The organism is Gordonia sp. (in: high G+C Gram-positive bacteria), assembly GCF_047600385.1.
Lineage (GTDB): Bacteria > Actinomycetota > Actinomycetes > Mycobacteriales > Mycobacteriaceae > Gordonia.
On the sequence record NZ_JASGKZ010000001.1, the window covers coordinates 2,220,932 to 2,245,912 of the forward strand.

Consider the following 24,981-nt stretch of genomic DNA (forward strand, 5'->3'; position numbering starts at 1 on the left):
CCGTCTTGTCGGTGGTCGGTTCTAGTGTGGTGACAGATCGGCACACGGCTCGATCGGAGGGAGCACACCGATGACGTTCAGCACCACGACCACCGAGTTCGGCGGCCTGCCGATCCGGGACTACCGTCCGGGCACGACGGTCGACGACCCGGCCCGATACGCCTGGCGTCTTCGGCGGAACAACTGGAACTCCGAGTCCGCCCTCGACGACTACGCCGAGGGCCTGCAGCGGTTCCTCGACGAACCGTGGGTCGACCGGGTCATCGCACTGACCCTCGGCATGACCGGGGAGGACCCCTACGAGTCGACGTTCCGGCTCGCCGACCTCGCCGCGGCGGCCGATCGGCTGCCGGCGCTGACGCATTTCTTCGTCGGCGACATGACCTTCGAGGAATGCGAGTGCTCGTGGATCCAGTGGGACGCCGACCTCGTCGCATCGGTGAACCGTCTCCGTGGACTCGTCACGCTCAAACTGCGCGGCGGGTCGGAGGACGAGCCGTTGAGCGGCGGCTTCGACCTGCCCGAACTCACCGAGTTGATCGTGGAGTCGGGCGGCTTCCGGGCCGACAGCCTCGCGGCACTGCTGAGCAGCGACCTGCCGAGACTGCGGGCGTTGGAACTGTGGCTGGGCGCCGACGAGTATCAGGGGATCGCCGACGTCGCACCGCTGGAGCCGCTGCTGTCCGGGCGGGTCTTCCCGACCGTCACCCGGCTGGGGCTGCGGAACTCCGCGGTCTCCGACGAGATCGCCGCCGCACTGCCGGGGAGTCCGGTGCTGACCCGCATCACCCGGCTCGACCTGTCCAAGGGCACGCTGAGCGACACCGGTCTCGACGCCCTCGCGGGCGCCGATCTCGGTGCCGTCGCCGAACTGCATCTGGACCGCCACTACGGCACGGCCGAGGCCGTCGCCCGGCTGGTCGCCGCGCACCCGGACATCGCGATCTCGGCCGCCGACGGTTACGAGGCCCGGGCCGCCGAGTCGGGGGACGACGTCGACGAATGGCGGTACCCCGAGGTGACCGAGTAGCGCGGATGAACGAGACGACGATCGCCGTGGTCGGCAACCGCAACCGCCGGGTCGACATGTTCGTCCGGGCGTGCGACGACGCGGGGGTGCGGGCCCGGCCGATCACCTGGACGGAGGTGCTCGACGACCCCGAGAACGGCGTGTGGCGAGCACGCCTGGCCGGTTGCGCGGCCGTGCGGATCGATTCGCCGGGCGAGGACCCGGCGGTGGACGCGCGGCTGCGCGGCGGGCCGGTGCTGGCGACGGGCGAGTTCGGCGACAAAGCGGCCTGGCATACCGGTTTCGTGCAGGCGGTACGACGGATCGAGCACGCCGCGTCCGACGCCGGAACTCGCACGACGCTCCGGGCCGACGACGTCGCGGTGCTCTTCGACAAGGCTGCGACGCATCGTCGACTGGCCGCCGCGGGCGCGCCCGTGCCGCCGGCGTTGAGCGCACCGGTGGAGTCGTGGGACGAACTCGCCGAGGCCGTCGCCGACCGCGGCTGGCGGCGGGTGTTCGCCAAACCGGTCCGCGGATCGTCGGCCGCCGGGGTGGTGGCGCTGACCCTCGACGGGCGCGGCCGGGTCGCGGCCACGGCCCACGTCGCGCTGGTCGACGGTCGCCCGGTCGCCGACCTGCGCCCGCATCGCTACCGGGACGTCGATGCGGCCCGGCTGATCGACGCGCTCGGCCCGCAGCGGCTGCACGTGGAGCGCTGGTTCCCCAAGGCGCACCTGCCCGATGGGCGGACCTTCGACCTGCGGGTGCTGGTGATCGCCGGGCGGCCGACGCACGTCGTCGTCCGCACCTCGTACGGGCCGATCACCAACCTGCACCTGGGCAACGCCCGCGGTGACCTGGCACGGGTCCGGGGCCTGCTGGGCGCCGAGACCGTCGACCGCGCACTCGACGTCGCCGGCGCCGCGGCCGGGGTCTTCGACTCCTGCCTGCAGGTGGGGGTGGACGTGATGCTCGGCGCCGACGGGACGATCGCCGTCGCCGAGGCCAACGCCTTCGGCGACCTGCTGCCGCGGGTGCCGGCGCTGCACGCGCCGCACCGGGACACCTACGCCGAACAGGTCGCGGTGCTCGCCGCACGGGCGGCCGCATGAGGTTCGCCGATCTCCTCGCCACGCACGACCTCGCGTTCGTCGTGCTCGACACGCTGCGCTACGACGTCGCCGCGACCGAACTCGCCGCGGGCCGCACCCCGAACCTGGCCGCACTGCTGCCCGGCGGACGCTGGGAGCGGCGTCACGCACCGGCGTCGTTCACCTACCCGAGTCATCACGCCATGTTCGCCGGTTTCCTCCCGACCCCCGCCGAACCGGGTCGTCACCCGCGCCTGTTCGCCGCGGACTTCCCCGGGGCCGCCACCGCGGGCGAGGACACCTGGGTGTTTCCCGAGGCGACCGTGGTCGAGGCGCTGGCCGCCCGGGGTCACCGCACGCTCTGCGTCGGCGGGGTCGGCTTCTTCAACAAGCAGACCGCGCTCGGCCGGGTGCTGCCGGGGCTGTTCGAGGAGAGCCACTGGGCGCCGGAGACCGGGGTGACCGATCCGGATGCGTTCGCGAATCAGATCGCGGTGCTGGCCGAGCGTCTCGCCGGCGACGATCCGCGCCCGCGCTTCGTCTTCGTCGACGTCCCGACGCTGCACCAGCCCAACCACTTCCACCTCGACGGGGTGGCGAGCACCCCGGAGACCCGGCCGCCCGACACCCTCGCCAGCCACGCCGCCGCGCTCCGGCACGTCGACGCGCATCTGCCCGCCCTGGTCGACGTCCTGACCTCCGGGCCCCGGCCGGTGTTCACGATCCTCTGCTCCGACCACGGCACCGCCTACGGCGACGACGGCCACTCCGGTCACCGGCTCGGCCACGAGGTGGTCTGGACAGTGCCGTACGCCCAGTTCACACTGGAGAAGCCGTGACCGACCTGCCCGCGACCGATCTGGATGCCTCGCCCTACCAGGGCTACCTCTACGCCTATCCGCACAAGACGGCGTACCGGCCGTTGACGCCCGCGCCCGCGCTGCGCGAGGTCTGGGCGGGGGAGGACGTCGCCTCGCTGTTCCTGTACGCGCACATCCCGTTCTGCGAGATGCGCTGCGGATTCTGCAACCTGTTCACCCGCTCGCGGCCGCCGGCCGAGCAGGTGACCGCCTACCTCGACGCGCTCGGGCGGCAGGCGAGCCAGGTCCGCGACGAGCTCGCCGCGACCGGCCGGGAGCCGCGCTTCGCCACCGCGGCGATCGGCGGCGGCACCCCGACCTACCTCGACGCCGGCGAACTGGACCGGCTCTTCGACGTGCTCACCCGGTTCGCGCCGGAGCTGCCGCGACTGCCCATCGGCGTGGAGACCTCCCCGGCCACCGCCACCGCGGACCGGCTCGGCGTCCTCGCCGACCGCGGCGTGCACCGGGTCAGCATGGGGATTCAGAGCTTCCTGGACGCCGAGGCCCGGGCGGCGGGCCGGCCGCAGCGGCGCACCGAGGTGGACGCCGCCCTCGACCTGCTGGGCGAGGGCCGCTTCGGCGTGGTGAACCTCGACCTGATCTACGGGATCGACGGCCAGACCCCGCGGACCTGGCGGTACTCCCTCGGCGAGACGATCGCCCGCGCCCCCGAGGAGATCTACCTGTATCCGCTGTACGTGCGGCCGCTGACCGGACTGCGCCGACGCCTGGACGCCGCCGGGCACGTCGACCCGGAATGGGGCCGGCACCGGCTGGAGCTGTACCGGATCGCCGTCGACGAACTCACCGCGGCCGGATACCGGCGGCTGTCCATGCGGCAGTTCCGGCGGGCCGACGTCGTCGAACCGGAAGGGGACTACTGCTGTCAGGAGGACGGCATGGTGGGGCTCGGCTGCGGGGCGCGGTCGTACACGTCGTCGCTGCACTACTCGTTCGACTACGCCGTCGGGGTGGGGGCGGTCCGCGAGATCCTCGAGGAGTACGTCGACACCGCCGACTTCCGCCGCGCCGTCCACGGCACGGTGCTGGACTCCTCCGAACAGCGACGGCGCTGGTGCATCAAGACGCTGCTGCGCGTCGACGGGATCCCGCGCGGTGATTACCGGGCGCGCTTCGGCACCGACGTGCTCGACGACCTCGACTCGCTCACCGAACTGGTCGAGCGCGGGTGGGCCGAGGTCGACGACGCCGCGGTCCGGCTCACCGCCGCGGGCCTGGAACGCTCCGACGTGATCGGGCCGTGGCTGGTGTCCGACGCGGTGCGCGCCCGCATGGACGCGGCGGTCGCCCGATGATCACCGACCTCCCGATGACGATCGGCCCCGCACAGCCGATCAGTCCCGCACAGGCGACCGGCCCCGCACGGCCGGCCGGACCCGCGAAGACCGCCGAACTGACGGTGCTCTACCGGGGCGACCTCTCCAGCTGCAACTACGACTGCCCGTACTGTCCGTTCGCCAAACGGATCGACCGGCCGGAGGTGCTGCGCCGCGACCGCGCGCAGGTGGAGCGGTTCGTCGCGTGGGCGCGCGATGCGCCCGCGCACCACGAGCGGCTCTCGGTGCTGTTCACCCCGTGGGGCGAGGCGCTGACCCGCAGCTGGTACCGGCGCGCCGTCGTCGAACTGTCCCGGATGCCGCACGTGACGAAGGTGGCCGTGCAGACCAACCTGTCGTGCCGGACGGGGTGGCTGGCCGACGCCGACCGGGACGGGGTGGGACTGTGGGCCACCTACCATCCCGGCGAGGTGCCCCGGGAGCGGTTCCTGGCCCGGTGCGGCGAGGTGCGCGCACTCGGCATCCGGCTGTCGGTGGGCGTGGTGGGTCTGCCCGAGCACCTCGACGAGGCCCGGGCCGTCCGGGACGCGCTCCCGCCGGAGGTGTACGTCTGGGTCAACGCCGCCGAGGGGTACGACTACCGGGACACCGAGATCGCCGACTGGACGCGCATCGATCCCCACTTCGGCTACAGCGTGCACCCGCACCCGTCGGCGGGCCTGCCGTGCCGGACCGGCGAATCGGCGATCACCGTCGACGGCACGGGCGACGTCCGACGCTGCCACTTCGTCCCGGTCCGGCTCGGGAACCTCTACGACGGCACCTATCGTTCCGCGCTCCGGCCGCGCGCGTGCCCGAACACCGTGTGCGACTGCCACATCGGTTACGTGCACCTGGAGACGCTGCCGCTGTACGACGTCTTCGCCGGGGGCGTGCTCGAACGGGTTCCCGCGCTCTGGCCGCCCGTCCGCGCCGGAACGCCCGACCGATCGCATCACCGGTGTTAGATTCGCGAAAGCAGCCGAACGGACAGGTAGGAGAAGGCGCGTGACCGGAAACCCGAACAACGGTGTCACCTCGAACGACGGTGTCGGGGCGCTGATGGCCGCCGAGATCGCCGAGCAGCCGGACTGCTGGCGACGGCTCCTCGACGACGGAGCGGACCACATCGCCGGGGTGGCCGCGCAGATCGCGGCGCGGCGACCGCGTTTCGTCCAGTTCGTGGCCCGCGGCACCAGCGACCACGCCGCGCTGTACGCGAAATATCTCGTCGAGGTGTTCCTGCAGCTCCCGGCGGGGCTGGTCTCGCCGTCGACGATGACCGTCTACGGTGCACGACCGGACCTGAGCGACGTGCTGTTCGTCGCGGTGAGTCAGTCGGGCGGGTCGCCGGATCTGGTGCGATCGGTCGAGGTCGCGCGGGACGGCGGCGCCCTGACGGTGGCGGTGACCAACAGTGCGCGGTCACCGCTCTCGGAGGCCGCGGAACTGCACGTCGACGTCCTCGCCGGACCGGAGCGGTCGGTGGCCGCGACCAAGTCGTACACGGCCGAACTGCTGGCGCTGTATCTGCTGATCGACGGCATCGCCGGAGGCGCAGGCCGCGCCGCCGCCGCGGCGCTGCCGGAACTCGGCGATCGGGTGCTCGAATCGGACGGACACGTGCGCGAGGTGGCCCAGCGGTACCGGTTCGCTCAGCGGCTGGTGACCACCGGGCGCGGCTACGCGTATCCGACCGCCCGCGAGGCCGCGCTGAAACTGATGGAGACCTCGTATCTCTCGGCGCAGGCGTTCTCCGGCGCCGATCTGCTGCACGGCCCGCTGGCCACGGTCGATCCGCAGGTCCCGGTCCTGGCGGTGGTCCCCGACGGGGCGGGCGGGGCCGCGATGGCGCCGGTGCTGGAGCGGCTCGCCGAGCGTGACGCCGACGTCTTCGGGGTCGGCGCACCCGAGCGCATCGCGGGGCTCGCGGGCGGCATCGCGCTGCCCGGCGGGGCGCCGGAGCCGCTGTCCCCGCTGCTCGAGATCATCCCGCTGCAGCAGTTGGCGTTGCACCTGGCCGTCGCACGCGGCGGCGACCCGGACAGTCCGCGCGGGCTGCGCAAGGTGACCGAGACGCTGTAGGCGTCGATCATGGTCGGATCCGCAGAGTCCGTGCCCGCAGAGTCCGTCTCCGAGGAGCCCGCGGGGGAGCGCGACCTCCTGGTCGCCGCCGCGGCGGTCGTCAGCGGCGGCGACGTGCTGCGTCCCGGATGGTTCCGCTGCCGCGGGGGACGCATCGTCGACGTCGCCCGCGGTGCGCCGCCGCGAACACCCGACATCGACGTCGGCGACGCGGCGATCGTGCCGGGGTTCGTCGACGTCCACGTGCACGGCGGCGGCGGGGGCGCGTACACGGACGGGGTCGAGGAGGTCCGGCGTGCGGTCGGCTTCCACCGGCGACACGGCACCACCACGACCGTCGCCAGCCTCGTCAGCGCACAGCCCGGCACGCTGCTCCGGCAGGTGCGCACGCTCGCCGGGCTCGCCGCCGCCGACGTGATCGCCGGGATCCACCTCGAAGGACCGTGGATCAGCCACAGCCGGTGCGGCGCCCACGACCCCGGTGCGCTGCGCGATCCCGACCCCGAGGAGATCGCGCGGCTGCTCGACGCCGGCGGCGGCGCGATCGTCATGGTCACGATCGCCCCGGAACTCGACGGCGCGCCGGCGGCGATCGCCGAGTTCGTCGCGGGCGGAGTCGTGGTCGCGGTGGGCCACACCGAGGCGACCTACACGCAGACGCGGGCGGCGATCGACGCCGGCGCGCGGGTGGGCACGCATCTGTTCAACGCAATGCGGCCGCTGCACCATCGCGAACCGGGTCCGGTCCTGGCTCTGCTGGAGGACGAGCGGGTGACCGTCGAACTGGTCGGCGACGGTGTGCACGTCCACGAGCGGCTGCTGACCCACGTCGTCGCCGACGTCGGTGCCGGGCGCGTCGCGCTGGTCACCGACGCGATGGCCGCCGCGGGCATGGCCGACGGCGCCTACCGCCTGGGCGCGCTGGACGTCGAGGTGACCGACGGGGTCGCGCGAGTCCGGGCGACCGGGGCGATCGCCGGCAGCACCGCGACGATGTCGGTGCTCTTCGAGCGGGCGCTCGCGGGACTGCCGGGCGGCGACGACGACGTCCTGGCCGCCGCCTCGGCGATGACCTCGACCACCCCGGCGCGCGCCCTCGGCCTGACCGAGGTGGGCGATCTGGTCCCGGGCCGACGCGCGGACTGGGTCGTGATCCGCGACGGCCGGGTCGGCGAGGTCCGTCGACGCGCCCGGCGGGTCGACGCCGCCGCACCGGAGCGCTCCTGACCGCGGTCCGGGCCGCCACGACACCGGACTGGGCGGAAATCCGTCCGTGCCGACGACCGGGTTGTTAGCGTTTCGCGAGAGATCAACTCGGGCAGGGGAGTCGCCGTCATGATGAAGTTCCTCCAGAATCTCGGCAAATCGCTGATGTTGCCGGTCGCCGTCTTACCGGTGGCCGCGATTCTGGTCGGCATCGCCAACTGGATCATCGGCGTGTCCGACGGTCCGAACGTGGTGACCGCCTTCCTGCTGACCGCCGGCCTGGCGATCCTGAGCAACCTCGCGCTGCTCTTCGCGGTGGGCGTGTCGATCGGCATGGCCAACAAGTCCGACGGCACCTCCGCGCTGGCCGGTCTGGTCTCGTGGCTCATCATGACCAGCCTGCTGGCGCCGTCGTCGGTGATGAACCTGCTCGATCGGAGCTGGACCGCGGTGCCGGTCGACGAGGGCTCGACGGGGACCAAGGACTACTGGCAGGTGGTCAACGAGGGCGGCGTGCTCTCCGTCCAGACGCCCGACATCAACGAGGCCTTCGCCCCGGGCGCCTTCCAGAACGCGTTCATCGGCATCCTGTGCGGCATCATCGGCGCGGTCTGCTACAACCGGTTCAAGGACATCAAGCTGCCGGATGCGCTGTCGTTCTTCTCCGGCCGCCGCTCGGTCGCGATCATCACCGCCGCGGTGTCGATGGTCGTCGCGCTGATCCTGCTGTTCCTGTGGCCGCTGCTGTACAGCGGGCTGGTGGCCTTCGGCGAGTGGATCGTCGGACTCGGCGCCGTCGGCACCGGACTCTACGGCTTCGGCAACCGGATCCTGATCCCGTTCGGCCTGCATCACGCGCTGAACTCGGTGTTCTGGTTCGACGTCGCCGGGATCGACGACCTCACGAACTTCCTCACCGGCGAGGGCGAGCGCGGTGTCACCGGCCAGTACATGACCGGTTTCTTCCCGATCATGATGTTCGGTCTGCCCGGCGCCGCGCTCGCGATGTACGTCACGGCCAAGAGCAGGCGCAAGAAGGTCACCTACGGCATCCTGCTGTCGGCCGCGGTCGCGTCGTTCTTCGTGGGCGTCACCGAGCCGCTGGAGTTCGCGTTCATGTTCCTGGCGCCGGTCCTGTACCTGGTGCACGCGGTCTTCACCGGGATCTCGATGGCGATCGCCCAGCTGCTGCCCGTCCGGATGGGCTTCGGCTTCTCCGCCGGGTTCGTCGACATGGTGCTCAACTGGCAGAACCCGATGGCCGAGAATCCGTGGATCATCCTCGTCATGGGACCGATCTGGTTCGGCATCTACTTCTTCGTGTTCCGCTGGATCATCCTCCGATTCGACCTCAAGACCCCGGGCCGGGAGGACGACGACCCGGACGACGCCGGAGGCGGCACCGTCGACGGCGACTACCTCCCGGTGGCCACCCGCTTCCTGGAGGCGCTCGGCGGCGCGGACAACATCCTCGAACTCGACAACTGCGCCACGCGACTGCGGATGGAGATCGCCGACAAGTCCAAGATCGACGAGCAGGCCCTCAAACGGGCCGGCGCCGCGGGGACGATCAAACCCGGCGGGAAGTCGGTGCAGGTGATCTACGGCCTCAACGTGCAGTTCGTGAAGTCGGCGATGGAGCAGATCATGTCGGGCGAGGTCGAGGCGCCTGCCGCCGACGCGGTCCCGCCTGCCGCCGACGTCGCGGCGGACACCGCGGTCGTCACCGCCCCGGCGCCGACGACGGTGACGCTGCGGCAGCCGATGCCGGGCACGGTGATCGGCCTGGACCGGGTCCCGGACAAGACCTTCGCCGGCGGGATGATGGGTCCCGGCCTGGCGATCGAGCCGAGTGCCGGGACGGTCGTCGCCCCCGCCGACGCCACCGTGGTCGCCGTGTTCCCGACCGGTCACGCGATCGGTCTGGAGCTGGCGGACGGCACCCAGGTGCTCATCCACGTCGGACTGGACACGGTGAAGCTGAAGGGACGGGGGTTCGAACCGCTGGTGGTCAAGGGCGATCGGGTCGTCGCGGGCCGACCGCTCCTGAACGTCGACCTCGCGGTGATCGAGGCCGCCGGCTACTCGACGGTGACTCCGGTCGTGGTGATGAACGACAAGTCGGCGACCGTCGAGTTCTCCTGACCTGCGGGCCGCAGCCTCCCAGGACTGAAGCGTTCCGGGTCGGTACGCCCCGCGGCCTGTGATGCCGGTTACGATGGTCGCCGGTAGACCTCGCTCGCCGAGCGAGGATCGAGCGAAGGAGTCCCCGTGGCCGAAGTCCGTCATTCCGCAGTCGTCAACGCCCCGCGCGCGAAGGTGTTCGCGTACGTGAACGACTACACGAACGTCCCCGACTACTTCTTCGGTGTCAGCAAGTTCGATCCGGCCACCGACCAGACCGAGGGCGTCGGCGCGACCTTCGACTCCGTCATCAAGATCGGGCCGAAGGACATGAAGTCGCAGATGCAGTGCGTCGAGTGGGTGCAGGACGAGGTCATCAGCTTGAAGTCGATCTCCGGGCTGAGCTCGGCGACCGCCTGGCGATTCGGCGACGGCGACGACGAGGGGACCACCAAGCTCGACGTGACCTTCGAGTACTCGCTGCCCGGCGGCCTGGTCGGCAAGATCCTCTCGCCGATCATCGGACCGTTCGCCGACCAGGCGGTCAAGCACACCGAGAAGGTCGTGCGGGAGAAGACCGAGGGCTGATGCTTCACGCGGAGGAGAGGGGCAGACGTCCGTCGACTCCGTGAGTCAGAGGTTCGTGAAATCCGCACGACGGCGACCGCGCCCGTCGATCCGGCGGCGATCAGGGGAGACACCCCGGATCGCCGCCGTCGTCGTTCTCGACGAGACAGTGACTCACCCGCCGAATCCTCACCGGTTCTCGTCGTGACAGTGCCATGGCACTGTTAGCGTGAGCGCGTACTCGATCAGCGAGTGCCCAGATCACAGATGGTGCAATGTCACATGGTGACAACATGACCGTCGAGCCCAGGAGGCCCCCATGACCCAGCAGCCCTGGCGCGGAATCCACGTCGCCACCGCCCTGCCCTTCAACGACGACCTGTCGATCGACTACGACGCCTGGGCCGAAGAGGTGACGTGGCTCGCCGAGAACGGCATGGACGGCGTCACCCCGAACGGTTCGCTCGGCGAGTACCAGACCCTCACCGACGAGGAGCGTTACAAGGTCGTCAGCATCGCCGTCGACGCCGCCCCCGAGGGCTTCCGCGTGATGGCCGGCTGCGGCGCCTACGGCGCCCTCGAATCGGTCCGCGCCGCCGAGCAGGCCGCCGAGGCCGGTGCGCAGTCGATCATGCTGCTGCCCCCGAACACCTACCGCGCCGACCGCGCCGCGGTGATCGACCACTTCCGCCGCGTCGCCGAGGTGGGCCTGCCGATCGTCGGCTACAACAACCCGCTCGACACCAAGGTCGACATGAAGCCCGACCTGCTGGCCGAGCTGCACGGCCGGGGCTACATCAAGGGCGTCAAGGAGTTCACCGGCGACGTGCGCCGCATCTACGAGATCAAGGAGCTGGCCCCCGAGCTGGACATCCTGATCGGCACCGACGACGTGCTGCTCGAACTGGGCGTCGCCGGCGCGGTCGGCTGGGTCTCCGGCTACACCAACGCCTTCCCCAACGCCTGCCGTAGGCTCTACGACCTCGCCACCTCCGGCGACGTCGCCGACATCGAGGCCGCGCTCCCGCTGTACCGGGATCTGCACCCGCTGCTGCGCTGGGACTCCAAGACCGAGTTCGTCCAGGCCATCAAGCTGTCGATGGACATCGTCGGCCGCAAGGGCGGCATTTGCCGCCCGCCGCGCACCGCGCTGCCCGCCGACATCGCCGCCCAGGTGACCGAGGCGACCGAGCACGCCGTCTCCGCCGGATACAACTGACGACGATGGGCACCCTGGACTTCCTCACCGCCGACGACCTCAAGGCGCTCGTCACCGAGGCCGACGCCGTCGACTTCCTCTACGACGCGCTCGTCTCCGGGCGGGTCGATCCCGAGAACGACGATCCGCGCCTGTTCTCCCCGGCGCCCGACGGTGAGTTCCTGCTCATGCCCGGTCGCGCCGCCGACCACTCGGGCGTCAAGCTGATCACCGTCGCACTGGGGAACCCCGCGCGCGGCAAGCCGAAGATCCAGGGTGTCTACGTCCTGTTCGACAGCGACGACCTCGCACCGCGCCTCCTGCTGGACGGGCCGGAACTGACCCTGCTGCGGACCCCGGCCGTCACCGTGCTGGCCGTCCGCGAACTGCTGGAGGCCGGACCCGAGCCCGACGGCTCCACCCTGCGCGTCGCGGTCTACGGCACCGGCCCGCAGGCCCTGCGCCACCTGCAGGTGATGCGCACGGTGCTCGGCCCGATCGACGCGGCGGTGCTCGGGCGTCGACCCGAGGCCGTCGACGCGTTCGTCGCGCAGGCCGCCGCGGACGGGCTCGTCGTCCGCGGCGGCTCGCCCGACGACGTGCGCGGGGCGGACGTCGTCCTGACGGCGACCAGTTCGCCGACCCCGGTGCTCGACGACGACCTGATCGGCCCGGACACCGTGGTCGCGGCGATGGGCGCGCACGGCCCGGAGCACGCGGAACTGCCGCCCGAGTTGATCCGCCGCGCCGACATCGTGGTGGAGGGCCGCGGTTCGGCGATGCGCGAAGCAGGCAACCTGCTGCAGGCCCGCAGCGCACAGGAGTGGGCGCAGCGCCCGCCGGCCAACCTCGCCGACCTGGTTACCGGCCGCTTCCGCCGTCGCCCCGGCGTCCCCGCCGTGTTCTCCGGCGTCGGCATGTCGTGGGAAGACCTGGTGGTCGCCGGCGCCGTCCACCACCTCCACCGTTCCTCATCCACCGATTCCGCGTCCGCCTCGGACGCGCACTGACAAGCCAGGAGTCACCCGCCATGACCGAAACCTCCACCGCGGCCCCGATCGAGACGGACGCGCACATCGACACGCTGGTCGCCGCGGCGGTCGCCGCGGGCGACCGCTGGGCCGCGACCGATCCGGCCGAGCGCGAGCGGATCGTCGTCGCCGTCGCCGACGCCCTGGAAGCCGACGCCGACCGGCTGATCCCGATCGCCCGGCAGGAGACCAACCTGGCCGAACCGCGGCTGCGCGGCGAACTCAAGCGCACCGCGTTCCAACTGCGGCTGCTCGCCCGGGTCGCCGCGGCCGGCGACCACCTCGACGTGCGCGTCGACCACCCCGACACCGACTGGCCGATGGGCGCGCCGCGGCCGGATCTGCGCCGCACCAGCGTTCCGCTCGGCCCGGTCGTGGTGTTCGGCGCCTCCAACTTCCCGTTCGCGTTCAGCGTGGCCGGCGGCGACACGGCGGCCGCGCTGGCCGCCGGCTGCCCGGTGATCTACAAGTCCCACCGCGGCCATCCGGAGCTCTCCGCCGCGACCGCCGAGACCGTCACGGCGGCGCTCGCGGCGCACGGCGCGCCCGACGGACTGTTCGCGACGGTGAGCAGCCAGGCCGAGGGGCGGGCGGCGCTCGCGCATCCGGACGTCAAGGCCGGCGCCTTCACCGGAGGCATCCCCGGCGGGCGCGCACTCTTCGACCTGGCGCAGTCGCGACCCGAGCCGATCCCGTTCTACGGCGAACTCGGCAGCGTCAACCCGGTCTTCGTCACCGAGGCGGCCGCGGCCGGGCGGGCGCAGGAGATCGTCGACGCCTTCATCGGCTCGTTCACCCTGGGGCAGGGCCAGTTCTGCACCAAGCCGGGGCTCCTGCTGGTGCCCGCGGCCTCGTCGTTCACAGACCTTCTCCGCGCGGCCGCACTGCCGGCCGGGCATCGGCTGCTCAACCCGGGCATCGCCCAGGGGCACCACCAGGTGCGGGAAGAGCTGGCCGGCCGAGCCGACGTGAGCGTGCTCGCCGGCGGGGGAGGAGAGGTGGACCCGCCCCTCGCCACCCTCCTCTCCACCGATGTCGACACGCTCGTGGCGCACTTCGACGAACTCTTCGTCGAATGCTTCGGACCCACCGCACTGGTCGTCGTCTACCGCGACGAGGCGCAGCTGCTCGACGTCGCCCGGGCCCTCGACGGCCAGCTCACGGCCACCCTGATCGCCGAGGACGACGACGCGATCGTCGGTCCGCTCGCGACGATCCTCACCCGCAAGGCCGGCCGGCTGCTCTGGAACCAGTGGCCCACGGGCGTCTCGGTGACCTACGCCCAGCAGCACGGCGGCCCGTACCCGGCCAGCACCGCCTCGGGCACCACCTCGGTCGGCACCGCGGCGCTGAACCGGTTCGTCCGCCCGGTGGCCTGGCAGGGCTTCCCGCAGCATCTGCTGCCCGGCGAACTGCGCGACGACCAGACGCTGCCCGCGCCGCGCCGCGTCGACGGCCACCTCGAGGCGGGGAGCCGGGAGTGAGGACCACCCACGTCTACCACGCGGTCGACTCGCACACCGAGGGCATGCCGACCCGGGTGATCACCGGCGGCGTCGGGGTGTTCCCCGGGGCGACGATGGCGGAACGGCGCACGTGGTTCATGGCGAACAACGACGATCTGCGCCTGCTGCTGATGCGCGAGCCCCGCGGGCACTCGGCGATGAGCGGCACCATCCTGCAGCCGCCGACCCGCCCCGACGCCGACTTCGGCGTGCTCTTCATCGAGGTCTCCGGACTGCTCCCGATGTGCGGGCACGGCACCATCGGCACCGCGACGGTGCTGGTGGAGACCGGGATGGTGGAGGTGACCGAGCCGGTCACCACGATCCGGCTGGACACCCCGGCCGGGCTCGTGGTCGCCGAGGTCGCGGTGCGCGACGGGCACGCCGAATCGGTCACCCTCTGCAACGTGCCGTCGTTCGCGCTCGGGCTCGATCGCGTCGTCGAGGTCCCCGGCTACGGGCCGGTGCGCTACGACATCGCCTTCGGCGGCAACTTCTACGCCGTCGTCGACCTGGACGAGCTGGGTCTCCCGTTCGAGCGGAAGGCGAAGCAACGGCTGCTCGACGCCGGGCTCGCGGTGATGGAGGCGATCAACGTCCAGGACCTCCCCGTCCATCCGGAGCGGCCCGACATCACCGGGTGCCATCACGTCTATCTGAAGGCGCCGGGGTCGGACGCGAAGCACTCGCGGCACGCGATGGCCATCCACCCCGGCTGGTTCGACCGCTCGCCGTGCGGCACCGGCACCAGCGCGCGGATGGCGCAGCTGCACGCCCGCGGCGAACTGCCGCTGCACACCGACTTCGTCAACGAGTCGTACATCGGCAGCCGGTTCACCGGCCGCCTCGTCGACACCGCTCGCGTCGGCGGCTACGACGCGGTGGTCCCGATGATCACCGGGCGCGCGTGGGTCACCGGCACTGCGCAGTACATGCTCGACCCCACCGATCCGTTCCCGACGGGATTCGACCTGTGAGAACCGCCGACGTGGTGGTGGTCGGCTCCGGCGCGATCGGCGCCGCGATCGCGTGGTACGCCACCCGGGCCGGCCTGTCGGTGACGGTGATCGAGCGCGGCACGCTGGTCTCGGGCAGTTCCAGCGCGTGCGAGGGCAACCTGCTGGTGTCGGACAAGGAGGCCGGACCCGAGCTCGACCTCGCGCTGTACTCGCACGACCTGTGGTCCGGTGAGCTCCGCGAGTACCGGGACCTGTGGGAGTTCGACTTCAAGGGCGGGCTCGTCGTCGCCTCCACCGAGGCCGGGCGCGACGGGCTCGCCGAGCTCGCGGTCCGGCAGCGGGCCGCGGGCGTGCGGGTCGACGACGTCCCGCTCGACGAGGTGCCCGCGCTGGAACCGCACCTCACCCGGGACATCGCCGGTGCGGCCCACTACCCGCAGGACTGCCAGGTGCAGCCGGTGCTGCTCGCCGCGCACCTGCTGCGCATGGCGCGCGAGGGCGGCGCCACGGTGCTGACCCGGACCGAGGTCACCGGCTTCACCACCTCCTCGGGCCGGCTGACCGGGGTGCAGACCTCGGCCGGATCGGTCGCCGCGCCGGTGGTGGTGAACGCGGCGGGCGCGTGGTCCGGCGACGTGGCGGCGCTGGCCGGGGTCGCTCTGCCGGTGCTCCCGCGGCGCGGCTTCGTGCTGGTCACCGAACCGCTGCCGCCGACGGTCTTCCACAAGGTCTACGCCGGCGAGTACGTGGCCAGCACGCAGAGCTCCGACGCGGGACTGCAGACGTCCACGGTGATCGAGGGCACCGAGGGCGGCACCGTCCTGATCGGCTCGTCGCGCGAGCGCGTCGGATTCGACCGGACCCCGTCGCTGCCGGCGATCCGGGAGATCGCCGCCAAGGCGCTCCGCCTGTACCCGTCGCTGCGGGAGGTGTCGGTGATGCGCAGCTACCTCGGTTTCCGGCCCTACTGTCCCGACCATCTGCCGGTGATCGGTCCGGATTCGCGGGTGCCCGGTCTGTGGCACGCGGCCGGGCACGAGGGCGCCGGGATCGGCCTCTCGGTGGGCACCGCGAAACTGCTCGTGCAGGCCCTCACCGGGGCCGACACCGATCTCTCGCTGGACCCGTTCGCCGTCGACCGCCCGACCCTGCAGGAGGTGTGCAGTGCCTGAGCCCGAGACCGGCGAGATCCGGTTCACCTTCGACGACGTGACCGTGCACGCCCGCCCCGGGCAGAGCGTCGGCGCGGCGCTGACCGACGCGGGCGTCCGCTCCTGGCGGACGACACGCGTCCACGACCGTCCCCGCGGCCTGTTCTGCGGGATCGGCATTCGTTTCGACTGCCTGCTGACCGTGGACGGTCGGCCTAATCAACGCGCCTGCCTCGTCACGGCCCGCCCCGGGATGGTGTGCGAGAGCGGCGGCATCGTGGAGGTGGATGCGCGTGACTGAGACTCGGTCGCAACCGGCGGTGTACGACGCCGCCGTCGTCGGCGCCGGACCCGCCGGCCTCGCCGCGGCGGTGACCGCCGCCGAATCCGGGCTCACGGTGGTCCTGGTCGACGCCGGCGCCCAGCCCGGCGGCCAGTTCTGGCGGCATCCCGACGAGAGCCGCCCGCTGCCCGACGAGGGCCGCGGCCAGCACCTGTGGGGACGGTTCACCGACCTGCGCGACCGTCTGCGCCGACTCGTCGCGCGCGGAACGGTGGTGCCGGTGTACTCGCGTCAGGTGTGGTTCCTGGAGATGCCCGACGGCGCGGGCACCGCGTTCACCCTGTACCTGACCGCCGTCGTCGGCGCCGCCGCCGACGGTCCCCGTGCGGTGCGGTCGCGCACCCTGATCCTGTGTCCGGGCGGCTACGACCGGCAGTTGCCGGTGCCGGGCTGGGATCTGCCCGGAGCGATGGCGGCCGGCGGGGTGCAGGCGCTGCTGAAGGCGCACCGGAGCGTCGCCGGCCGGCGCGCGGTGGTGGCGGGCACCGGCCCGTTCCTGCTGCCGGTGGCCGCGGGCCTGGCTCGGGCCGGTGCGCAGGTCGTCGCCGTGTGCGAGGCGGCCGCCTTCGTCCGGGGCTGGTCGCGGCATCCGCTCGACGCCGCGAGCGTGCCGACCAAGGCGTTCGAGGGCGTCGAGTACGCCTATCACCTGGCCCGGCACCGGATCCCGTACCGCACCCGGACGGTGGTCGCCGAGGTGCTCGGCGACGATCGGGTGTCGGGGGTGCGGACCGGCCGCCTCGGATCCGACGGCCGGCTCCTGCCCGGGACGGGCGAGCGGATCGACGCGGACCTGGTCGCCTTCGGCTGGGGTTTCACCCCCTCGCTGGAACTGGTCACCGCCACCGGTGCGCAGACCCGGGTCGACGTCGACGGTTCGCTGGTGGCGGTGGTCGACGGCGGGCAGCGCACGACGGTGCCCCGGGTGTACGTCGCCGGGGAGGCCACCGGAGTGGGCGGCGCCGCCCTCGCCCTCGCCGAGGGCGAACTCGCCGGGCTCACGGTGGCCGACGATCGCCGAGCACAGCCGCTGGAGCCCCGGCGGCTGCGTCGTCTCACCGGGGCGATCGCGCGCGGCCGGAGATTCGCCCGAGCCATGCATCTCGCCCATCCGGTGCCCGAGCACTGGCGGGACTGGCTGCGGCCGGACACCACGGTGTGCCGCTGCGAGGAGACGAGCTACGGCGACCTGACCGCGGCCCGCGACGACCTGGGCGCCGACGACGCCCGACTGGCGAAATTGGTCGCGCGGCCGGGGATGGGCTGGTGCCAGGGTCGGGTCTGCGGTTTCGCCACCGCATCCCTGACCTCGCCGTGCGCGCGGCCCACGACGGCCGATCTCGCGCCCGTCGCCAAGCGCACCCTCGCCGCGCCGATCACCCTGGGCGAACTGGCCGACGACTACGATCGGATCGAGGCGACCGGCGACGCGGCCGAGGAAGGTGTCCGGTGAGCATCACCAACCTCCGTCAGTTCGACAAGACGAGTCTGCGCGAACAGGTGACCCGCGCGCTGCGGGCGGCGATCGTGGCCGGCGAACTGGAGCCCGGCGAAGTGTACTCGGCGCCCGTGCTCGGGGAGCGGTTCGGCGTCTCGGCGACGCCGGTGCGCGAGGCGATGCTCGACCTGGTGCGCGAGAACCTGGTCACCACGGTGCCCAACAAGGGGTACCGGGTCACCGAGATGGACGAGGCCGAACTCGACGACATCACCGAGGTGCGGATGCTGATCGAGCCGCCGCTCACCGCGAAGGCCACCGCGCTGATCCCGGCCGGTGATCTGCCCGAGCTGCGCGAGTTGGCGCAGGCGATCGTCGACGAGGCCGCCGCCGGCGACCTGGTGGCCTACACCGAGGCCGACCGGGCGTTCCACCTGCGGATCCTCGGCTACACCGGGAACGGTCGGGCCGCCGCGATCGTCTCTGATCTGCGGGCCAACACCCGGCTCTACGGGCTGGCGAACCTGTCCGAGGCGGGTCTGCTGGTCGAGTCCGCCCGCGAGCACCACGCTCTCGTCGACGCGCTCCAGGCGCGCGACGCGGACCGGGTGGAGACGCTGATGCGGGCGCACATCAGCCAGACCCGGGGCCGCTGGGCCATGCCGTAGACGCGGCGGACGCTCACTCCCGGCCCCGTCTATCCGCGATCCTGAGCTATCCGCGATCCTGTCTGCGGGCGGTGCTGGTCTCCAGATACTCCAGCATGAACCGCGCGCAGTTGTCGGTCTTGGCCCGCCAGGCCGCCACCGCGGCCTCGGGGTCCTGGGCGCGGCACGCGTCGACCAGGCGTCGGCCGTCGCCCGCGATCTCCTCGGTGGGGTAGCGGTAATCCAGGCCGATGATCGTCACGAACAGGCGCAACTGCAGCGACAGCTGCACGAACATCCATCCGATCCGCGGCATCTCCGAGGCCCGGGCCAGCTCGTTCTGGAAGTCGAGGTCGATCATCGCGGCCTCGTGGGTCAGCCCCATCCGGTCGCACACGTCGAGCCGTTCGAGATACGCGTCGATCGACGGCGGCAGCTCCCGCTGCATCGAGGCCAGCCGCCGCGCGACGGCCGTGCCGAGCAGTCCGCGGGCGGTGTAGGTCTCCACCACGTCGCGGGGCACCGGCCGCGGCACCAGGAAGCGGCCGCCGCACCGTTCGATCAGCGCTTCGGCGGCGAGCCGCCCGAGCGCATCGCCGACCCGTCCCGCGGACAGCCCGGAGCGCCGGGTCACGGTGCGGACGGGGATCTCGTCGCCCGGCCAGAGCTCGCCGTCGTCGATGGCCGCGCACACGGCGACGACGGTCCTGGTCAGCTCCTCGTCGATCGGATCGTGGATCGACGACGACGTCGTCGTGCCGGGTGCCGGTGCCGCGGTGCCCGCGGCGTCACCCGTGCCGGACGGGTCCGGGGAGGCGGTGTCGCGCACCCAGCAGAAACCGGATTCGCCCGCCCGGTAGGCCTCCCGGATCCGGTGCTGCACCGTCTTGAGCTCGGTGAGCTGCCTGCTGTCGAGGGTCTCGGCGATCCGGTGGACGGCGGCGAGCCATTCGCCGGGGGTGAGCACCCGGACGGTGAGACCCGGATGGTCGGTGAGCCAGCGGTGGGCGGCGTCGTCGAGCGGGACGTCGATCAGCAGTGTCACCGGGGGGACCGGCGTCAGGTGCCGTGCGGTCCGGCGCAGCAGCGGCAGGGCCCGGGGCGGCGGGGTCGGAGAATCCGAGGGGCCCGGTGCGGACGACGGGGCCGCGGCGGAGGCGGCCGGATAGCCGTCGTGCGGACGCCGCAGCAGCGCCGCACAGGCGATCGTCTCGACGGCATCGACCAGGGCCGGTGACGGCGTCCCCGCGATGGGCGCATTGGTGGTGCGCACGAACCCGAGGGCGCAGCCGTGCTCGGACACGTCGACGTAGTTCAGGATCGACGTCGTCGTGTCGGAGAGCACCCGGGTTCCGGGTTCGGGCTGGGGGAAGTGGCGGCGCCGCACCCGGCTCACCGTGGCCTGACTCAGTCCGGTGTCCGCGGCGACGGTGCGCGTGGACCAGCGGCGGGCTCCGTCCGGCGGAACGATCAGCGCATGCCGCAAGATCTCGGCGACGTCGGCGTCGGAGGCGCCGGGCCGCCCGCGCCGCGGGCTGTCGGCCAGGCCGTCGAGCCCGGACTCGAGGAAACGCGTCCACCATTTGGTCGCCGTCACCGGACTCACCGCGGAGCGTCGGGCGGCCTCGCCGACCCCCGCATCGGCGCAGTCGAGCACGATCTTCGCCCTGGTCACGAGGCCGTGGGTCGCTGTTCGTGAGCGGGCGGTGCGTTCCAGCAGAGCTCGTTCGTCATCGCTCAGCGGTCTGCTGTTCTCGGTCATGACACCGTCACTACACCTTCTTTTGACTCACTCGGATCGCTGTCGAGTCTATGTGCGACGCCGATCACAGGCAGGACTCATGCTGACAAGCGACTCCAGTCCCCGGCCGGTCACCCGCAGCGTCGCAGGTCCGGACCGATTCCAGTACCAGCCCCCCGAGAGGAGGCCGCCATGTCCGATCCGCTCTTCACTCCGTTCACGATCAAAGACCTCACGTTGCGGAACCGCATCGTGAGCACCTCGCACGAGCCCGCCTACAGCGACGACGGACTGCCGAAGGACCGCTACCGCGCCTACCACCGGGAGAAGGCGCGGGGCGGCGTGGCCCTGACGATGATCGGCGGCAGCGCGATCGTCAGCCCCGACTGCGCGCCGCCGTTCGGGAACCTGGAGCTCTACCGCGACGAGGCGGTGCCGTACCTGAAGGCCCTGTCCGACGACGTCCACGAGCAGGGCGCCGCGGTGATGACGCAGCTGACCCACATGGGGCACCGCCTCACCGAGTACACCGGCAACTGGATTCCGGCGCTGTCCGCATCCGGGACCCGCGAGCCCGCGCACCGGTCCTTCTCCCGCATCGCCGAGCCCGCGGATCTGCGTCGGATCGCCCGGGAGTTCGCCGAGACGGCTCAGCGCTGCCGGGCCGGCGGCCTGGACGGCGTGGAGCTCTCGGCGTACAGCGGCCACCTGCTGGCCGAGTTCCTCTCCCCGTTCCACAACCACCGCACCGACGAGTACGGCGGCAGCCTGGAGAACCGGATGCGGTTCCCGCTGGAGGTGATGGCCGCGGTCCGCGCGGCGGTCGGCGACGACTACGTCGTCGGCTGGCGGCTCTCGATCGACGAACTGCGCGACGACGACGCGGGCATCACCGCGGACGAGGGCGTGCAGATGTGCCGCATGTTCGAGGCCGCCGGGGCGGACTTCTTCTCCATCACCCGCGGCAACGTCGACACCGACGCGGCGCTGACCAAGATGATCCCGCCGATGTACACGCCCTCGGCGCCGCACCTGGAGTTCTCCGGCTGGGTGAAGAAACAGCTGAACACCCCGGTGATGCACGCCGGGCGGATCGCCGACGTCGCCACCGCGCGGTTCGCGATCGCCGAGGGCCTGCTCGACATGGTCGGCATGGTGCGCGCCCTGATGGCCGACCCCGATCTGCCGATCAAGGCGCAGCAGGGCCGATCCGACGAGATCCGGCCGTGCGTCGGGGCGAGCCTGTGCATCGACGGGATCTACACGAGCGGCCGCGCGAACTGCATCCACAACCCGGCGACCGGCCGGGAGGACGAGGTGCCGCAGCGGATCGCCCCGGTCGCGCCGGAGGAGCGCAAGACCTGCGTCGTGGTCGGCGGCGGTCCCGCCGGACTCGAGGCGGCGCGGGTCCTCGCCGAACGCGGCCACACGGTGACGCTGTACGAGGCGAGCGATGCGTTCGGCGGTCAGGTGGCGCTGGCCGCGATCAACGAGCGCCGCCGGGACCTGATCGGGATCATCGACTGGCGCGTCGCCGAATGCCGTCGACTCGGCGTGACCCTCCGCCGGAACCACTACGTGGACCCCGACGAGGTGGAGACGGTGTTCGCCGACGTCGACGTGGTGATCCTCGCGACCGGCGGCGCCCCGACCGCCGCGGTCGGGGTCCCCGGCGACGAACTCGCGATCGACACCTGGGACGTGATCAGCGGCGCGCGGAAGATCACCGGCGAGGTGATGGTCTACGACGATCACGGCGGCCACCAGGCCCTCGACGCGATCGACACGCTGACCCGTACCACCGGCGCCATCGAGTACGTGACGCCCGAACGGAGCGTCGCCCCGGACGTCGGCGCCTCGCCGGCCACCGGCTACTTCGCGATGATGGCCGAACACGACGTGCGTTCGACGGTGCTGCAGCACCTGGTCGGCATCGAGCGCCGCGCCGGCCGACTCGCGGTGCACCTGAAGACCGAGGACGCCAAGACCGTCCGGGAGAGGATCGTCGACGCCGTCGTCGTCGAACACGGGACCGTCCCGGACCGGGAGCTGTTCGACGCTCTGGTGCCGTCGTCGACCAATGCGGGGATGATCGCCGTCCCCGAACTCCTGGCCCGCGCACCGCAGCCCGGTACGGCGAACCCGCAGGGCTCCTACGCCGTCTACCGCGTCGGCGACGCGGTGGCCGGCCGCAACATCCCCGCGGCGATCTTCGACTCGCTGCGGCTCTGCAGCGCCCTCTGAAGCAGCGCCGCCTGAAACCGCCGTTCCGCCCACCGACGACGCTGGGCCCCCACAGCTTCCACAGGGAAGATCGCTCGACCGAAGGAGTACCGATGTCTTTCAGCCCGAAACCCGAGGAGCATGCATTATGTCTGCGATAGACGCCATGACGGCCGACCCCGACGATCCGACCACGTTCGCCAAGAAGCAGCGGTTCATGCTCCGCATGGTGACCGTCCTGGTCGGCGGCATGTTCCTCGACGGGTACATCCTGGGCATCATCGGCCCGGTCGCCCACTCCATCGAAGAGGATCCGAGCTTCACCGCCCTGTGGATCGGCCTGGAGGCCGCCTCGGCGATGATCGGCATCCTGATCGGTTCCCCGATCGGCGGCTGGCTCGCCGACAAGTTCGGCCGCAAGCCGATCCTGTTCTGGGATCTCGCACTGTTCACCGTGTTCTCGGCGCTGCAGTTCTTCGTCCCGTCCGACGTCCCCTGGGTGCTGTTCGTCGTGCGTCTGCTGATGGGCCTCGCCGTCGGCATCGAATACGCGGTCGGCTGGCCGATGCTCGCCGAGTTCGCGCCGACCGCGAAGCGCGGCCGGTACCTGTGCTACACGCTGGTCGCCTGGTACGGCGGTTTCATGGTGGCCTTCTTCATCGGCTACTACATGGACGCCGCAGACATCCGCTGGCAGTACATCCTGGGTACCAGCACGCTGATCGCGTTCGTGCTGCTCCTCGGCCGAATCGGACTGCCCGAGTCGCCGCGCTGGCTGTGGTCGCAGGGCAGAACCGAGGAGGCGCACGCGATCGTCACCGAATACCTCGACACCGAGTACCGGACCGACATGGCCAAAGCGGCCAGCGACGGCGTCCGGGGCACCTTCAAGATGCTGTTCTCGCCCGCGGTCTGGCGGTCCACGGTGTTCATGTCGGTCTTCTGGATGTGCGCGGTCGCCCCGTTCTTCGCCATCGGTACGTTCGCGGACCGGATCATGGGTGAAGTCGGGCTCACCGGCCTGCTCAAGGGGGTCATCTTCTCCGTGGCGGGCTGGGTCGGCACCATCGTCACGACGATGGTGATCGACAAGTTCTCTCGGCGTAAGCTGACCGTTCCGACCCAGTGGATCGCCAGCGTCATCCTGGCCGTCGCCGCGCTGCTGATCTGGTTCTGGACCGACGCCAACCAGTGGCTGCTGCTGGTCCTGTTCCTGGCCTATGCGTTCCTGAGCGCGATCTACAACACCATGACCACCGTGTACCCGGCCGAGGTGTTCCCGACCGAGGTCCGAGCGATCGGCACCGGCTTCGCCGCCGCCATCAGCCGGATGGGTGCGGCCGCGGGATTGTTCCTGACTCCGGAGGCGATCAAGGTCCTGGGCTTGGGACCGACGCTGCTCGTCTGGGCCTTCGTCGGCGTCGTCGGTGCTCTGGTGTCGCAGATTCTGGCACCGGAGACCAGCGGAAAGAGCCTGTCCGAGCTCGCCGGCGACGTGAGTCACTGAGTCGGATCGGCCGGATCCGGCCGCGGACGAGGACGGATGAGCAAGTCCGTCCTCGTCCGTGGCCGGAGGGGCCGTCCACCGTCCGTCCCCTCCGGCGTCGGACGGCAGAATGAGAACGATCGATCGGGAGAAGGACATCGGAATGCGACTGCGCGTGGCGGTGATCGGTGACGTGGGCGGACATCTGGACGAACTGCGCCGGGAACTCGGTGAGCTCGGCGCCGACCGGGCCGGGAGACTTCCCGACGACCTGGTCGTCGTGCAGGTCGGCGATCTGGTCCATCGGGGACCGGACTCCAACGGTGTCGTCCGACTCGTCGATCACTACCTCACCACGCAGCCGCACCAGTGGATCCAGCTCATCGGCAACCACGAGGTCAACTATCTGCGGACGCCGCAGTTCCGGTGGGCGGAGAAGATCAGCTACGGCTCCCGGCGCACGCTGAAACGCTGGTGGCGCACCGGGGTGCTGCACACCGCCGTCGCCGTCGAAGGCGACGACGAGCAGTTCCTGGTCTCGCACGCCGGGGTCACCGAGTCGTTCTGGCGCAGACACCTGGACGCGCCGTCGTCGGCGCGCAGCGCGGCGATGCGGATCAACGCCTTCGCCCGCACCGGCTGCGAGACGCTCTACGGCGGCGGCGCCATGCTCGGCGGCGGCCCCAATCCGATGGTCGGCCCGCTCTGGGCCGACCGCGCCGACGAGCTGGTCCCGGGCTGGCTCGGCCGGACGCTTCCGTTCAGCCAGATCCACGGGCACAGCGGCTCGCACGGGGAGTCCGAGGACCCGCTGACCGTCTACGACCCGGTCCGTCACCACGAGGAGACCCGGCTCGACGGCGGTAGGATCATCGGTATCGATCCCGGTCATCTCGCCGTCGCCACGACGCAGTGGAGCTCCTTCGTCGTCACGACCTCGACTCCGCCCCGTGTCGCGTAATCCATCGCCCCTT

At 71.6% G+C, this 24,981-nt stretch carries 21 protein-coding genes; 20 read left to right on the forward strand and 1 reads right to left on the reverse strand.

The features are described from left to right. The first annotated feature begins 70 nt into the window (after positions 1 to 70). The 17 genes from QM809_RS09825 (at position 71) to QM809_RS09905 (ending at position 18,578) form a co-directional block, all read left to right on the forward strand. Entirely contained in the window at positions 71 to 1,030 is a 960-nt protein-coding gene (locus QM809_RS09825; protein ID WP_415045601.1) for a hypothetical protein, read from the forward strand. Between the two features lie 5 nt (positions 1,031 to 1,035). Continuing rightward, a complete protein-coding gene (locus tag QM809_RS09830; protein ID WP_415045602.1) occupies positions 1,036 to 2,124 on the forward strand; it encodes an STM4014 family protein in 1,089 nt (362 codons plus the stop codon). Continuing rightward, positions 2,121 to 2,942, forward strand: a complete 822-nt coding sequence (locus QM809_RS09835; RefSeq protein WP_415045603.1) for an STM4013/SEN3800 family hydrolase — start codon at positions 2,121 to 2,123, stop codon at positions 2,940 to 2,942. Before QM809_RS09830 ends, QM809_RS09835 begins: the two co-directional genes overlap by 4 nt. Then, complete coding sequence (locus QM809_RS09840) at positions 2,939 to 4,282, forward strand: STM4012 family radical SAM protein (protein ID WP_415045604.1); 1,344 nt, start codon at positions 2,939 to 2,941, stop codon at positions 4,280 to 4,282. The genes QM809_RS09835 and QM809_RS09840 overlap by 4 nt, the downstream gene beginning before the upstream one ends. Beyond that, the gene (locus tag QM809_RS09845) at positions 4,279 to 5,271 is read left to right on the forward strand and encodes an STM4011 family radical SAM protein (RefSeq protein WP_415045605.1); all 993 of its coding nucleotides are present in this window, start codon (positions 4,279 to 4,281) and stop codon (positions 5,269 to 5,271) included. The genes QM809_RS09840 and QM809_RS09845 overlap by 4 nt, the downstream gene beginning before the upstream one ends. A gap of 94 nt (positions 5,272 to 5,365) precedes the next feature. Further along, positions 5,366 to 6,388 carry an SIS domain-containing protein gene (locus QM809_RS09850; protein WP_415047051.1) on the forward strand — a complete coding sequence of 341 codons (1,023 nt, stop codon included), beginning with the start codon at positions 5,366 to 5,368 and terminating at the stop codon, positions 6,386 to 6,388. Between the two features lie 9 nt (positions 6,389 to 6,397). Beyond that, positions 6,398 to 7,615, forward strand: a complete 1,218-nt coding sequence (locus QM809_RS09855; protein ID WP_415045606.1) for an N-acetylglucosamine-6-phosphate deacetylase — start codon at positions 6,398 to 6,400, stop codon at positions 7,613 to 7,615. A gap of 108 nt (positions 7,616 to 7,723) precedes the next feature. Next, entirely contained in the window at positions 7,724 to 9,739 is a 2,016-nt protein-coding gene (locus QM809_RS09860) for a glucose PTS transporter subunit IIA (RefSeq protein WP_415045607.1), read from the forward strand. Between the two features lie 126 nt (positions 9,740 to 9,865). Continuing rightward, positions 9,866 to 10,306 carry an SRPBCC family protein gene (locus tag QM809_RS09865; RefSeq protein ID WP_415045608.1) on the forward strand — a complete coding sequence of 147 codons (441 nt, stop codon included), beginning with the start codon at positions 9,866 to 9,868 and terminating at the stop codon, positions 10,304 to 10,306. Positions 10,307 to 10,604: 298 nt separating this feature from the next. Continuing rightward, positions 10,605 to 11,504 (forward strand): dihydrodipicolinate synthase family protein, encoded by a 900-nt coding sequence (locus tag QM809_RS09870; RefSeq protein ID WP_415045609.1) that lies wholly within the window; start codon positions 10,605 to 10,607, stop codon positions 11,502 to 11,504. Positions 11,505 to 11,509: 5 nt separating this feature from the next. Continuing rightward, positions 11,510 to 12,493 (forward strand): ornithine cyclodeaminase family protein, encoded by a 984-nt coding sequence (locus QM809_RS09875; protein ID WP_415045610.1) that lies wholly within the window; start codon positions 11,510 to 11,512, stop codon positions 12,491 to 12,493. A gap of 20 nt (positions 12,494 to 12,513) precedes the next feature. Beyond that, positions 12,514 to 13,998 (forward strand): aldehyde dehydrogenase (NADP(+)), encoded by a 1,485-nt coding sequence (locus QM809_RS09880; RefSeq protein WP_415045611.1) that lies wholly within the window; start codon positions 12,514 to 12,516, stop codon positions 13,996 to 13,998. Continuing rightward, complete coding sequence (locus tag QM809_RS09885; protein WP_415045612.1) at positions 13,995 to 14,996, forward strand: proline racemase family protein; 1,002 nt, start codon at positions 13,995 to 13,997, stop codon at positions 14,994 to 14,996. Before QM809_RS09880 ends, QM809_RS09885 begins: the two co-directional genes overlap by 4 nt. Continuing rightward, positions 14,993 to 16,150 carry an NAD(P)/FAD-dependent oxidoreductase gene (locus QM809_RS09890; protein ID WP_415045613.1) on the forward strand — a complete coding sequence of 386 codons (1,158 nt, stop codon included), beginning with the start codon at positions 14,993 to 14,995 and terminating at the stop codon, positions 16,148 to 16,150. Before QM809_RS09885 ends, QM809_RS09890 begins: the two co-directional genes overlap by 4 nt. Beyond that, complete coding sequence (locus tag QM809_RS09895) at positions 16,143 to 16,430, forward strand: (2Fe-2S)-binding protein (protein ID WP_415045614.1); 288 nt, start codon at positions 16,143 to 16,145, stop codon at positions 16,428 to 16,430. The genes QM809_RS09890 and QM809_RS09895 overlap by 8 nt, the downstream gene beginning before the upstream one ends. Beyond that, positions 16,417 to 17,925 carry an FAD-dependent oxidoreductase gene (locus tag QM809_RS09900; protein WP_415045615.1) on the forward strand — a complete coding sequence of 503 codons (1,509 nt, stop codon included), beginning with the start codon at positions 16,417 to 16,419 and terminating at the stop codon, positions 17,923 to 17,925. Before QM809_RS09895 ends, QM809_RS09900 begins: the two co-directional genes overlap by 14 nt. Further along, entirely contained in the window at positions 17,922 to 18,578 is a 657-nt protein-coding gene (locus QM809_RS09905; protein WP_415045616.1) for a GntR family transcriptional regulator, read from the forward strand. Before QM809_RS09900 ends, QM809_RS09905 begins: the two co-directional genes overlap by 4 nt. Before the next feature lie 46 nt (positions 18,579 to 18,624). Here the strand turns inward: QM809_RS09905 and QM809_RS09910 are convergent, their stop codons facing one another. Beyond that, positions 18,625 to 20,319, reverse strand: a complete 1,695-nt coding sequence (locus QM809_RS09910; RefSeq protein ID WP_415045617.1) for an FCD domain-containing protein — start codon at positions 20,317 to 20,319, stop codon at positions 18,625 to 18,627. A 171-nt stretch (positions 20,320 to 20,490) separates the two neighbouring features. On the opposite strand from QM809_RS09910, the gene QM809_RS09915 reads away from it, so the two are divergent. From QM809_RS09915 to QM809_RS09925, 3 genes are all read left to right on the forward strand, one after another. Continuing rightward, positions 20,491 to 22,542: an FAD-dependent oxidoreductase gene (locus tag QM809_RS09915; RefSeq protein ID WP_415045618.1), complete on the forward strand. Its 2,052-nt coding sequence runs from the start codon at positions 20,491 to 20,493 to the stop codon at positions 22,540 to 22,542. 127 nt (positions 22,543 to 22,669) lie between these two features. Then, on the forward strand, positions 22,670 to 24,028 hold the full coding sequence (locus QM809_RS09920; RefSeq protein ID WP_415045619.1) for an MFS transporter: 1,359 nt from the start codon (positions 22,670 to 22,672) through the stop codon (positions 24,026 to 24,028). A 109-nt stretch (positions 24,029 to 24,137) separates the two neighbouring features. Continuing rightward, a complete protein-coding gene (locus tag QM809_RS09925) occupies positions 24,138 to 24,968 on the forward strand; it encodes a metallophosphoesterase (RefSeq protein WP_415045620.1) in 831 nt (276 codons plus the stop codon). The last annotated feature ends 13 nt before the right edge of the window (positions 24,969 to 24,981 follow it).